Source organism: Nocardioides sp., from assembly GCF_047606145.1.
GTDB lineage: Bacteria > Actinomycetota > Actinomycetes > Propionibacteriales > Nocardioidaceae > Nocardioides.
In genome coordinates, this window is record NZ_JASGET010000048.1 from 1 (window position 1) to 12,509 (window position 12,509).

Sequence of the window (12,509 nt, forward strand, 5' to 3'; positions counted from 1 at the left end):
GCGTGCTCCAGGGCGCGGCGGCGGCAAGCGTCGCGGTGGCGGCCCCGGCGGTCCCGGCGGAGAGCGCGAGCGCGGCGAGGAAGAAGGCTCACGCCGACCCCTGGCTGCGGCAGTTCGCCGCACCGGTGGCCGCGAGGCGGCCGCGGGTGCGGTGGTGGCTGCCGGATGCCGACCTGGACCAGGAGATGGTCCGGGACCAGGTCGCCTCCCTCGCCAGCGCCGGAGTCGGTGGTGCTGAGCTGGCCAACCTGGGAGACGGATTCGGCACCGCCCAGTGGCAGCGCGACGTGCTCACCGCGCTGCAGGCGGCACGACGGCACGACCTTGATCTGGACCTGACGGTCGGCCCGTCGTGGCCGGCGGCGGTGCCCACCATCGACCTGAACAGCAACCAGAGCGCACAGGGGATCTTCTGGGGCGTCGCCACGGTCGCAGCCGGGGACACCTTCGACGACGCGGTCCCCGCGTCGGTGACCGCGGCCGCGGACGGCGTCACCGCCCAGACCCTGATCGCCGTGGTCGCGGCGCGGATCGCGGTCGACAGCTCGGCCGACGCCGAACCGGTGGTCCTGGACCGCAGCACGGCGGTGGTGCTGAGCGATCGGGTGAGCGACGGGCGGATCGCCTGGACGGCCCCGGCCGACGGTGGCACCTGGCAGCTGATCTCCTTCTGGCAACGCTCGGAGGGTAAGACCGTCGGCGACTGGCCGGTGGTCAATCACTTCGACAGATCCGGCGCCCGCGCGGTCACCGACTACTGGGATGACGTGGTGCTGACGCCGCGGATCCGGCGGTTGATCGCGACGGGCTCGGCGCAGCTCTTCGAGGACTCGATCGAGCTCACCCAGTCGACGCATTGGACAGACGGCCTGATCGAGATCATCGAGAAGCGGCGCGGCTACGACATCGCCCCGCATCTGCCGGTGCTCATGGTCCGGTTCGACGCGATCTTCGACCTGGCCAAGGTGTTCGCCTACGCCGACGGCTCCGACGACCGGCTCCGGAACGACTACTACGAGGTGCTCTCCGAGCTCTACGTCGAGGGACACCTGCGGGTGCTGCGAGACTGGGCACACGGGGTCGGGATGAGATTCCGCGCCCAGCCGGCGTACGGCGCGACCATGGACATGCAGTACGCCGCCCTCGTTCCCGACGTCCCCGAGACGGAGTCGCTCTGGTTCGCCGAGAAGGTCGACGCCTACCGGTCGATGTCGGCCGCGGCGCACATCCCGGGCCGCGACGTCTTCTCCGTCGAGACCGATGTGGTGGTGCCGCCGAAGGTCGGTGACGACGGCTATGCGATCACCTTCCCCGGCGTACTGAACCTGTTGCACGGACACTTCGCCGGATTCATCAACCAGATCGTCCTGCACGGCTACCCCTATCCGACCGCCACCGACGCCACCTGGCCCGGCTACAGCCCGTTCGCGAGCGTCGGCGGCGGGATCGGCGAGTCCTGGGGCCCACGGAACCCGAACTGGCACCACATGAAGGACCTCACCGACTATCTGGGGCGGCTGCAGACGGTCCTCCAGTCCGGCCGGGCGAGCGTCGACGTCGCGGTCTACCGGCACGCCTACTGGGACCGCGGCCGGGACAACTGGGACCTTGACGACGCGCTCCTGTGGAACGACCCGAAGCTGCGCTCGGCGGGCTACTCCTATGAATACCTCGACCCGCACCTGCTCGATCTGCCGCAGTCGGTGGTCCGGAAGGGGAGGCTCGCCCCCAACGGTCCGGCGTACCGGGCGCTGGTCCTGACCGACGTCGCCGAGGTCGGCGCGAGCGCCGCCGTACGGCCCGCGTCGAACTCGATGACGCTCGCGCGAGCACGGCAACTGCTGCGCTTCGCCAGGGCGGGGCTGCCGATCGTGATCGTGGGCGAGCTGCCGAGCACGACTCCGTTCGAGTCCGACCGGTCCGATGACGCGAAGGTCGCTGCACTGCTGGTCGAGCTCGCCGGACTGCCCACAACCCAGCGGGTCGCCGCGCAAGCGGGCGTCCCGGCGGCGCTGCGGAGGCTGGGGGTGCTGCCGGACGCGCAGTTCCGCGAGAGCGTCGACCATGTCTGGAACGTTCATCGGCGGGTTGACGAGACCGGCGAGGTCGACCTCTATTACCTCTACAACGAAGGTGCCGAGTCCACCGAGGACGGTTACGTCAGCTCACCGGTCCCGCTCGACCTGTCGTTGAACGGCGCCGGCGTGCCCTACCGGCTCGACGCCTGGACCGGCGCTGTCGAGCCGGTCACCAGCTATGCACGGCGAGGCGGCCGGGTCCGGCTGAGCCTGGACCTGGCCTCGCACGAGGCGGCCGTGATCGCGCTCGCACCGCCGGGCTGGACCGGATCCGCGGGAGCGCCGGAGCGGGTGGTGAGCACGACCGCCGACAGTGTGGTCAGCCGTCAGGGCCGACTGCTCCTGCGCGCCACCAAGGCCGGCCGCTACCGCACCCGGCTGAGCCGGTCCGGACTGCGGATCACCGAGGTCGCCGCGGTCCCCACGACCCGTCGCGTGACCCGCTGGCAGCTCACGGTGACGTCGTACGAGCCCGGCGCGAGCGCCGACCAGACGACATATCGCACGGTGCGCACCACCGTGCACGGGCTTCGGCCCTGGGCGGACATCGACGAGCTCAGCGGCGTCTCCGGGATCGGCCGTTACACCTCCGGTTTCCGGCTGCCGGCCGACTGGCAGCGCCACGACGGCGGCGCGAGGATCCGGCTAGGCACGATCGCGAACTCGGCCCGGGTGTGGGTCAACGGTCGGCGGCTGGAGTCGGTCGACCTGATCACCGGCACGGTCGAGGCCCGCGACCTCCGCCCGGGTGAGAACACCATCACGGTCGAGGTCACCACCACCCTCTCGAACCAATTGCGCACCCTCAGCGGCGGCGAGGGTCGCGCCGAGCTCGACGACGGACTCCTCGGCGTCGGCGAGAGCGGAGCCGGGGCGGTTCTCGTCGAACCGTTCCGTGAGGTCCGGCTGCGCTGAGGCCGACCGGCCAAGCACCTCACCACACGCCAGGCAGTCAATCCACCCCCATCGAAAGGACACCAGATGAGAGCGAGCTCCCATCTCCTGCGCCGTGGCGGCGCCGGAGCAGTGGCCGCGGCCGCCGTCGTCGCGCTGGGCGTGAGCGGTCTGAGCCCGGTCACGTCGGCCGGCGCCACCGCCGCGACGCCGGTCGCCACGGCGACGAGTACGTCGTCCTCGGACGACTCGATCGTCTTGGCGTTCCAGAACCCCGGCCTGGACGCCAAGCCGATGGCCCGGATGTGGTTCCCCGACGCCGGTGCGGGCGCGGATGCCGAGGGCTTGGCGATGGTCGCCAAGCAGATCAAGGAGATGGCGGCCGGCGGGTTCGGCGGCGTCGAGGTCGCCTTCATCGCCGACACCACCAGCTACACCAACGACGATGCTGCCACCATCGGCTTCGGCAGCCCGAACTGGAAGAACATCGTCCGCCAGCTGCTGCAGACCGCGAACTCGATCGCGACCGGCTTCAAGGTCGACTTCACCATCACCTCGCACTGGCCGCCGACGGTCAACACGATCGACCCCAACGACCCGCAGCAGCAGAAGGAAGCCTCCCAGGCCTACACCAAGATCACGGCCACCGACCTGACGGCGGGCAGCATGGCGCTGCCGCTCCCCGAGACGAAGACCGAGGACTTCTCCAACACCGAGTCGCTGCGAGCGCCGTTCGTCTTCACCGACGACTACTCCTCGGCCGCGGTCGCGAAGGTCACCGCCGTCGAGGACGGCGAGCCGGTGCTCTCCTATGCCTCGCTGCGCGACGTCTCCGGCGCCACCGACAAGACCCGGGTCACCGCGGCGCAGGCAGCCGCCGGGACGCCGTACAAGGAGGTCGACGGGGTCCGGTACGCCGGCAGCGCCGCGGGCATCCCGGACCAGGCGTACGCCGACGCGCACGATCTGGACTACCAGACCGATGTGGTCGACAAGTTCGGTCCCGAGCCGGCCAGTGACGACTTCGACGGCAAGATCGACGCCGACGGCAACCGGCGGCGGATGGCCGACTGGCAGTACCACTACGCCACCGACCTGGCCGGGATCTCGGCGCTCGCCGACTACAGCCCCAGCGACGGCGACGATCTCGCGGTCGGCGACTACGTGCTGATCGGCAACTACTACCGCGGCACCGGACAGATCATGTCCGGCGGCGCCTCGGTGACCCAACACAACCGCACCTACGCCACCGACTACTTCTCCGCCGGCGGCGTCCAGGCGGTCTTCGACTTCTGGGACAAGAACATCCTCGATGACCAGATCCGCGGCCTGCTGAAGGAGAACGGACAGCAGGGCACCAGCATCTTCGAGGACTCCATCGAGATCCACAAGGACAGCCCGCTGTGGACGGCCGAGCTGCCGACCAAGTTCAAGAACTACTTCGGGCACAAGCTCGGCGCCGACGCCAGCGTGCTGGCCACCGACTCCGACACCCTCTTCGACGACTCCGAGGCCGTGACCCGGACTCGCGAGGACTACAACCTCGTCCTCGGCGACCTGTACGAGAACGAGCACGCCTCGCTGATCAGCGACTGGGCGAAGTCCTTCGGCTACACCTACCGTGCCCAGGCCTACACCCTCGACGGCCTCGACGTCGCCGAGGCGGCCTCCGCGGTCGACGTCCCCGAGGGGGACAACTCCACCGCCGGTGACGGCCTGCGCAATCTCGCCGGTGCGGTCAACATGACCGGCAAGAAGATGCTCTCGATGGAGTCGGTGACCTTCACCGCCGATGTCGACTCGCCCTGGGCGACGGTGATGAAGGAGCTCAACTCCGACTTCTCCGACGGCGTCAACCGCTCGGTGCTGCACGGCTCCGCCTTCGCGACCACGTTCAACGGCTACCAGTCGGCCTGGCCGGGCTGGAACTTCCGTTGCTGCGGGAAGGGCTTCACCTCCTGGAACGGCCGGCAGATCTGGTGGGACGACGTCAGCGACTTCAGCTCCTACGTCGCTCGCAACCAGTCGGTCATGCAGGGCGGTGAGGCGAAGGTCGACCTCGGCGTGCTGGTCGGCTCCGACACCGGCTATTCGCTGCAGTCGGGCAACTCGCTTCAGCAGCTCCTCGACCGCGGCTACAACTACAACATCGTCAGCGAACCACTGCTGGCCAAGGACGAGGCGACGGTCACCGACGGCGTGCTCGACGCCGCCGGGCCGGCGTACAAGGCGCTGGTCGTCAAGCAGGCCACCCGACTCTCGGTGGCCACCGTGAACAAGCTGATCGACTACGCTCAAGACGGCCTGCCGATCATCCTGTTCGACAGCGACATCGAGCGGGTCTACGGCACCGGCGGCAGCGGGGCCAGCGGTGCGGCCGCGGCCGACGCCGAGCTCGCGGCCGCGCTGACCTCCCTCGAGGACCAGGACAACGTCGTGCTCGCGCCCACCCAGAAGGAGGTCCGTGCGCTGTTGGGCTCCGCGGGCGTGCAGCCGGATGCGGCCCACAGCCTGGCCGGCCTGGAGACCTCCCACCGCTCGGACTCCTCGGGGGAGTACTACTACCTCTACGACGCCGACACCGCGAACGCCGTCGACGGGCCGGTCACCCTGACCGGCAGCGGCACGCCGTACCTGCTGGACGCCAGCACCGGCGAGGTCACCCCGGTCACCGACTACACCCGTTCTGGCGACAAGGTCACCCTCGACGTCGATCTCGCCGCCCGGAACTCCGAGATCGTCGGCCTGATCACCGACACCACCGGCCTGACCAAGGCACCCGCGCCGCACGCGGTCGCCACCACCGCCGGGAGCGTGGTCCTGGCCGACGGCAAGCTCGCGCTGCGCACCGAGGCGGCGGGCTCGGCCACGGTGACGCTCTCCGACGGGACGACGCGCACGGTGACCTCGGTGGCGCCACCCTCGGCGGTCGACCTCGGCGACGGCTGGAGTCTCGACCTCGACAGCTGGGGCCCGGACGCCGACGCGAACGTCGTCGATCCGACTCTCTCGGCGGTCTCCCACGTCAGCTTCGACGACGTCTCGCTCGGCTCCTGGAACGACCTGGCCGCCACCTCGGCGCAGCTCGACACGCTCGGGGTCGACTCGATGGCGGAGGTCTCCGGCATCGGTACCTACAGCCGGAGCTTCACCCTGCCGGCCTCGTGGACGTCCGCCGACGGCTACCGTCTCCGACTCGATCATGGCGACGGCGACGACATCGCCTCGGTGACCATCAACGGACATGTCATCGACTCGGTCAACCAGTTCACCAACACCGTGGACGTCGGGAAGTGGCTCAAGGCCGGCGCCAACACGATCTCGATCAAGCTGGACACCAGTCTGGGCCACCGCGCCGGCACTTCGACCGACCAGACCTACGGGCTGAGCGGCATCGAGGTCACCCCCTATGTCGACACCCTCCTGGCCAGACCGACGACGGCGAAGATCGTCAACAAGGTCAAGCCGGTGGTCCGCGGGAAGGCGAAGCTCGGCCGCACCCTGACCACCACCCCCGGCAGGTGGTCGCCGAGCGGGGTGAGGCTCAGCTTCCAGTGGCTGCGCGACGGCAAGAAGATCGCCGGTGCGACCGGGAGACGACACACGGTGGTCAGGAAGGACCGTGGCCACAAGCTGTCGGTCCGGGTCACCGCGCGTAAGACCGGCTACGCCGCGCTGAGCGTCACCAGCAAGGCCGTGAAGGTCACCAAGTAGCAGACCCAAGGCTCGGGCCGGCCCGCTCCGGCGGCCGGCCCGAGCCCGGTCCTGGAGGTTCACGTCATGAACAGCGACACGGTTGTCTCGGTGGACGCCGTCGACCGGCGGCTGCTCGCGTTGCTCGCGACCGGCGCCCGCCGCGGGTCGCTCGCCGGCGCCGTCGGGTTGTCGGCGTACCAGACGGGTCGGAGAGTACGGCGACTCCGCGCGTTGTTCTCGGCTCGGACCGACATCGAGCTGGTGGTCAAGGCGGTCCGGTCCGGGGCGCTATGACCCGAGGACGGTCGTCGTGGGGCTGGTCGCGATGGGCAAGTCCTCACGCCGGGGTGAGCGGAGGTGAGCGGGGGGTAACACGTCGTCCACCTAGGTAGCAGCCTGTTGCAGCACGCTGTTACCTGGGTGGACAACGTGTTACCCCCCGTCGTCGCCAGCCCGCCGCCAGCCGCCGCGAAACCAGGATCAGGCCGAGTCCCCGGCCGCCCGGGCACCGCGCCACAGGTCGATGCCGCCGTCCACGGCGTGCTCGTCGATGGCGGCGAGCTCGTCGGCGCTGAACTCGAGGTTGCCGATCGCGCCGACGCAGTCGGTGACCTGTTCGGGTCGGGAGGCGCCGATCAGCACCGAGGTGACGCGCGGGTCGCGCAGCGCCCAGGCCAGCGCCAGCTGCGCGAGGCTCTGGCCACGGCCGGCCGCGATGTCGTTGAGCGCACCGATGTGGGAGATCGCCTCAGCGGTGATCAGGTCGGCCGAGAGCGACTTGTGCTGGCTCGCCCGCGACCCCTCCGGCACCCCGCCGAGGTACTTGTCGGTCAGCATCCCCTGCGCCAACGGCGAGAAGGCGATGCAGCCGGCGCCGACCTCCTCGAGGGCGTCGAGCAGGCCGTCGGTCTCGATCCAGCGGTTGAGCATCGAGTACGACGGCTGGTGGATCAGCAGCGGCGTACCCAGCGATCGCAGGATCTCGGCGGCCTGACGCGTCCGCTCGGCGGAGTAGGAGCTGATCCCGACGTAGAGCGCCCGGCCGGAGCGGACGATGTGGTCGAGCGCCGCCATCGTCTCCTCCAGCGGCGTCTTCGGGTCGGGCCGGTGATGGTAGAAGACGTCGACGTACTCCAGGCCCATCCGCTTCAGCGACTGGTCGAGGGAGGAGATGAGGTACTTCCGCGAGCCGCCGATGTCGCCGTACGGGCCGGGCCACATGTCCCAGCCGGCCTTGGAGGAGATCACCAGCTCGTCGCGCAGGTGCTTGAAGTCGCCGCGCAGGTGGCGGCCCATGTTCTCCTCGGCGGCGCCGTACGGCGGGCCGTAGTTGTTGGCCAGGTCGAAGTGGGTGATGCCGGCGTCGAAGGCGGTCCGCAGGATCGCCTGCTGTCGCTCGAAACCTACGTCGTCGCCGAAGTTGTGCCACAGGCCGAGGCTGACCGCGGGCAGGTCGAGCCCGCTGCGGCCGGTCCGGCGGTAGCGCATCGAGTCGTAACGGGTGGGGGAGGGTTGGTAGCTCACGCCCTCATCCTGCCGGGCCGGTCAACGGCGAGCCGCCGCGGGTTTCCGCGCTCGCCCTAGGGTGGCCCCATCCGAACTTCCAAGGAGCAAGCATGCAGCAGGTGCAGGGCGTCATCGCGCGGGCCAAGGGAGCCCCGGTGGAGTTGGTCGGCATCAACATCCCGGATCCGGGTCCGGGCGAGGCGGTGGTGAGGATCCAGGCGTGCGGGGTGTGCCACACCGACCTGCACTATCGCGAGGGTGGGATCAACGACGAGTTCCCGTTCCTGCTCGGTCACGAGGCGTCGGGGATCGTGGAGTCGGTCGGCGACGGGGTGAGCGAGGTGGCGCCCGGCGACTTCGTGATCCTGAACTGGCGGGCGGTGTGTGGCCAGTGCCGGGCCTGCAGGCGGGGCCAGGCGCAGTACTGCTTCAACACCCACAACGCCACGCAGAAGATGACGCTGGCCGACGGCCCGGACGCGGGCGCCGAGCTGTCCCCGGCGCTGGGGATCGGAGCCTTCGCGGAGAAGACCCTGGTGGCGGCGGGCCAGTGCACCAAGGTCGACCCGTCCGCCCGGCCGGCCGCGGCCGGGCTGCTCGGCTGCGGTGTGATGGCCGGCATCGGTGCCGCCATCAACACCGGTGCGGTCACCCGTGGCACCTCGGTCGCGGTGATCGGCTGTGGCGGCGTCGGGGTGGCAGCGATCGCCGGGTCGGCGTTGGCCGGGGCCTCGCCGATCATCGCGGTGGACATCGACGCGGGGAAGCTGGCGACGGCGAGGTCGCTGGGCGCCACGCACTCCGTGGACTCCTCGCAGGTCGACCCGGTGGCCGCGATCAAGGAGATCTGCGCGGCGGTCCATGAGGGCGCCGAGGGGGCCGACGTGGTGGTCGAGGCGGTCGGTCGGCCGGAGACCTGGAGGCAGGCGTTCTATGCCCGTGACCTGGCCGGCACGGTGGTGCTGGTCGGCGTACCGACGCCGGAGATGAGGGTGCCGGACCTGCCGTTGATCGACGTCTTCGGCCGTGGCGGCGCGCTCAAGTCCTCCTGGTACGGCGACTGCCTGCCCTCGCGCGACTTCCCGATGCTGATCGACCTCTATCAGCAGGGTCGCCTCGACCTGGACGCGTTCGTGAGCGAGGAGATCGGCATCGGCGACGTCGAGGCCGCCTTCGAGAAGATGCACCACGGCGAGGTGTTGCGCAGCGTGGTGATCCTGTGACGGCCGCACGGGTCAGGGTCGATCACGGTGTCGCCAGCGGGACGTTCTCGCTGGACGGAGAGACACATCGGGTCGAGAACAACGTGTGGGTCGTCGGCGACGATGTCGAGTGCCTCGTCATCGACGCGCCGCACTCGGTCGATGACATCCTCGCGGTGGTCGGTGACCGGACGGTGCGGGCGATCGTGTGCACCCACGCCCACGACGACCACGTCCGGGTCGCGCCGGCGCTGCGGGACGTGGTCAACGCGGGCTCCGGCGCCCCGATCCTGCTGCACCCCGACGACCGTCCACTGTGGGAGCTGACCCATGGCGGCCCCGACGACCCGACCGGGAGCCTGTGGGACGTCGATCTGGCCGACGGACAGACCCTGACCATCGCCGGTACGACGCTGCGGGTGCTGCACACGCCCGGGCACGCCCCGGGAGCGATCTGCCTCTACGCACCCGATCTGGGCTGCGTCTTCACCGGCGACACGCTCTTCCGTGGTGGTCCCGGGGCGACCGGACGCTCCTACTCGGACCGGCCGACGCTGGAGGCCTCGATCCGGGCCCGTCTGTTCGCGCTGCCGGACGACACCGTCGTGCACACCGGCCACGGGGAGGACACCACCATCGGCGCCGAGAGAGCGCTGCTGGGCGAGGGGTAGCGGCCGACTCAGTCGACGGCGGCCTCGGTCGGCCGCTCGTCCTCGTCCTCGTCGCCGGTGGTCTCGGTCGATTCCTCGTCCGTCGATTCCTCGTCGTCCGGCTCTGCGTCGTCCTGCTCCTCGACCGGGTCGACCGACCGGATCGTCCAGCCGACGACGTGCTCGGGGTTGAGGATGCTCATGTCGCCCCGAACCGCGGAGGGCAGGTCGCCCTCGGTGAGGCCGGCGAGGTGGAGGGTGGCCTGCTCACCCTCCCCGGCCGACTTCGCCTGGGGGTGGTCGGTGTCGATGGTCCTGACCCGTGCCGACTTCGGGCCGTCGGGCAGGTCGACCACCACCTGCTGTCCCACCCGGATCCGCCCGGAATGGACGAACCCGGCGAAGACGTAGCCGCGCACGGGCACGGCGAAGACCGCCTCGACGGTGAAGGTGAACTCCTCGTCCCGCGGAGCCCTCTTCCTGGCTCGCCTGGCGCGCTTGGCCCTTCTGGCTGAGAACAGACCCACCCGCGGGAGTGTAGGCAGGTGATCTGTGCTGGGGCTGTGACGGGGCCGGAGGGCGATGCGCTCGGTGGGACGCGCTCGGTTGGGCAGGCCCGGTAGCCTTGCCGGTGAGGGGAGTACCTCACCGAGTTCCACCCGGTCAGTACGGCGGATCCACATCCGTCCCGGAGGATGCCGCGCTCGTCGCGGAGAGGGAGACCTCGGACGAACCCGTCCGAGGAGATCCGAATGGACACCATCGCCTCACCCACCCTGTGGGTCATCACCATCGCCGCGGTCGTCGGACTGCTGGCCCTCGACCTGCTGCTCACCCGCAAGCCGCACGAGGTCTCGATGCGCGAGGCCATCGGCTGGTCCGCCTGCTACCTCGCCCTGCCGCTGGCCTTCGGCGGCTACCTCTGGCTGGGCCACGGCCGTGAGACCGGGCTGGAGTACTACACCGGCTACCTGGTCGAGAAGTCGTTGAGCGTGGACAACCTGTTCGTCTTCATGCTGCTGCTCGCCGCGTTCGCGGTCCCCGCCCGGCTGCAGCAGAAGGTGCTGCTCTACGGCATCGTCGGCGCGCTGATCCTGCGAGGCGCGTTCATCGCCCTGGGCGCCGCGGCACTCGAGCGGTGGAGTGTCGTCTTCCTGGTCTTCGGCGTGATCCTCGCCGGCACCGGGATCAAGCTGCTCCGGGAGACGATCACCGGTCACGACCCGCAGGTCGATCCGGACCGGATGTGGGTGGTTCGCCTCGGCAGGCGGCTCGGTCTCAAGCCGTTCGCGGTGGTGGTGGCGGCGGTCTTCATGACCGACATCGTCTTCGCCATCGACTCGGTCCCGGCCGTCTACGGCATCACCGGGGATCCCTATCTGGTCTTCGTCACCAACGCGTTCGCACTGCTCGGCCTGCGGGCGCTCTACTTCGTGCTCGCCTCGGTGCTCGCCCGGCTCGCCCACCTCGGCTACGGGCTGGCCGCCATCCTGGTCTTCATCGGCGCCAAGCTCGGTCTGCACTGGGCGCACCTGCACTGGTCCGGCGTACCCGAGGTGCCGACCTGGCTCTCCCTGGTCGTGATCGTCGGCATCCTGGCCGTCACCGTGACCACCAGTCTGGCCACCGGACCTTCCCCTGGACCGGCCCGCCCGGTCGGACCTGCCAGCCCAGACGGCCGGAAGGCCGACCAGACCTCGCCGGCCTCGCGCCCCTGACCTTCTGCACCCAGCCGGGCTCGGGCATCCTTGGGGTGTGCGGATCCCCGGAGGAAGGGCCCTTCGACGGCTGGTGCTGGAGAGCATCGGCTGGCTGCTGGTCGCGGCGGGGATCGCCGCGCTGGTCCTGCCCGGGCCGGGGCTGTTGATGATCTTCGCCGGCCTGGTGCTGCTCTCGCAGCAGTACGAGTGGGCCGAGCGGCGACTGGAGCCGGTGCGGATCGCCGCCCTCAAGGGCGCCGCCGAGGGCGTCGAGACCTGGCCGCGGATCCTCGCCTCCACCCTCGGCGCCCTGGTGATCGGCGGGTTCGGCGTGCTGTGGCTCGTCCGGCCGGCGGCGCCGTCCTGGTGGCCGGTGCCGGACTCGTGGTGGCTGATCGGCGGCAGCTGGACCGGCGTCACGCTGGTGGCCTCCTGCGCGCTCGCGCTCGCGCTGATCGTCTACTCCTACCGGCGCTTCCACGGGAAGCCGGCGGCGGTCGCCGCGCTGAGCCGGTCGGAGGACGGCGTACTCGAGACCGAGTGAGCCGGGCCGCGGGCCGGCTCACTCGGCCGGTCCTGGTGGCGGCGCGTTAGGTTGTGGCCATGGCGCTGGAGCGGCGGACCCTGTTGCGAGCGGCGACGGCGTTGCCCTTGGCGGGGCTCGCCGCCTGCGGCGGCTCGGGCTCGGGCGGCTCGGGCGCGTCCACCGGCGCCACCGGGACCGGCCGAGTGAGCCGGCCCGCGGCCCGGCTCACTCGGTCTCGAGTACGCCGTCCTCCGACC

General features: G+C 70.4%; 9 protein-coding genes and 1 pseudogene. 8 read left to right on the top strand and 2 right to left on the bottom strand.

Annotated elements, in window-relative coordinates:
* The 3 genes from QM638_RS06545 to QM638_RS06555 form a co-directional block, all read left to right on the top strand.
* Nucleotides 1–2,993 (top strand): glycosyl hydrolase (locus QM638_RS06545; protein ID WP_415141148.1); only part of this gene is annotated, 2,993 nt, incomplete at its 5' end.
* Nucleotides 2,994–3,059: 66 nt separating this feature from the next.
* On the top strand, nt 3,060–6,686 hold the full coding sequence (locus tag QM638_RS06550) for a glycosyl hydrolase (RefSeq protein ID WP_415141149.1): 3,627 nt from the start codon (nt 3,060–3,062) through the stop codon (nt 6,684–6,686).
* Nucleotides 6,687–6,752: 66 nt separating this feature from the next.
* Entirely contained in the window at nt 6,753–6,962 is a 210-nt protein-coding gene (locus QM638_RS06555; protein WP_415141150.1) for an AsnC family protein, read from the top strand.
* Between the two features lie 186 nt (nt 6,963–7,148).
* On the opposite strand, the gene mgrA is transcribed toward QM638_RS06555, so the two are convergent.
* The gene (gene mgrA / locus QM638_RS06560) at nt 7,149–8,192 is read right to left on the bottom strand and encodes an L-glyceraldehyde 3-phosphate reductase (RefSeq protein WP_415141151.1); all 1,044 of its coding nucleotides are present in this window, start codon (nt 8,190–8,192) and stop codon (nt 7,149–7,151) included.
* A gap of 92 nt (nt 8,193–8,284) precedes the next feature.
* Here mgrA and QM638_RS06565 point away from each other — a divergent pair, with 92 nt between their 5' ends.
* Both QM638_RS06565 and QM638_RS06570 read left to right on the top strand, forming a co-directional pair.
* Complete coding sequence (locus tag QM638_RS06565) at nt 8,285–9,397, top strand: S-(hydroxymethyl)mycothiol dehydrogenase (RefSeq protein WP_415141152.1); 1,113 nt, start codon at nt 8,285–8,287, stop codon at nt 9,395–9,397.
* A complete protein-coding gene (locus QM638_RS06570) occupies nt 9,394–10,047 on the top strand; it encodes an MBL fold metallo-hydrolase (protein ID WP_415141153.1) in 654 nt (217 codons plus the stop codon). The genes QM638_RS06565 and QM638_RS06570 overlap by 4 nt, the downstream gene beginning before the upstream one ends.
* An 8-nt stretch (nt 10,048–10,055) precedes the next feature.
* Here the strand turns inward: QM638_RS06570 and QM638_RS06575 are convergent, their stop codons facing one another.
* Nucleotides 10,056–10,553, bottom strand: a complete 498-nt coding sequence (locus QM638_RS06575) for a hypothetical protein (RefSeq protein ID WP_415141154.1) — start codon at nt 10,551–10,553, stop codon at nt 10,056–10,058.
* 225 nt (nt 10,554–10,778) lie between these two features.
* On the opposite strand from QM638_RS06575, the gene QM638_RS06580 reads away from it, so the two are divergent.
* The 3 genes and pseudogenes from QM638_RS06580 to QM638_RS06590 all read left to right on the top strand — a co-directional run.
* Nucleotides 10,779–11,744, top strand: a complete 966-nt coding sequence (locus QM638_RS06580; RefSeq protein WP_415141155.1) for a TerC/Alx family metal homeostasis membrane protein — start codon at nt 10,779–10,781, stop codon at nt 11,742–11,744.
* Nucleotides 11,745–11,781: 37 nt separating this feature from the next.
* Nucleotides 11,782–12,270 (top strand): PGPGW domain-containing protein, encoded by a 489-nt coding sequence (locus QM638_RS06585; RefSeq protein ID WP_415141156.1) that lies wholly within the window; start codon nt 11,782–11,784, stop codon nt 12,268–12,270.
* A gap of 59 nt (nt 12,271–12,329) precedes the next feature.
* Nucleotides 12,330–12,509: pseudogene (locus tag QM638_RS06590) on the top strand (sugar ABC transporter substrate-binding protein); the annotation flags it as partial.

What these genes read in the sequence shown, in the direction of transcription:
- QM638_RS06550 (WP_415141149.1), top strand. Translation starts at nt 3,060, where the DNA reads ATGAGAGCGAGCTCCCATCTCCTGCGCCGTGGCGGCGCCGGAGCAGTG.
- QM638_RS06555 (WP_415141150.1), top strand. Translation starts at nt 6,753, where the DNA reads ATGAACAGCGACACGGTTGTCTCGGTGGACGCCGTCGACCGGCGGCTG.
- QM638_RS06580 (WP_415141155.1), top strand. Translation starts at nt 10,779, where the DNA reads ATGGACACCATCGCCTCACCCACCCTGTGGGTCATCACCATCGCCGCG.
- QM638_RS06565 (WP_415141152.1), top strand. Translation starts at nt 8,285, where the DNA reads ATGCAGCAGGTGCAGGGCGTCATCGCGCGGGCCAAGGGAGCCCCGGTG.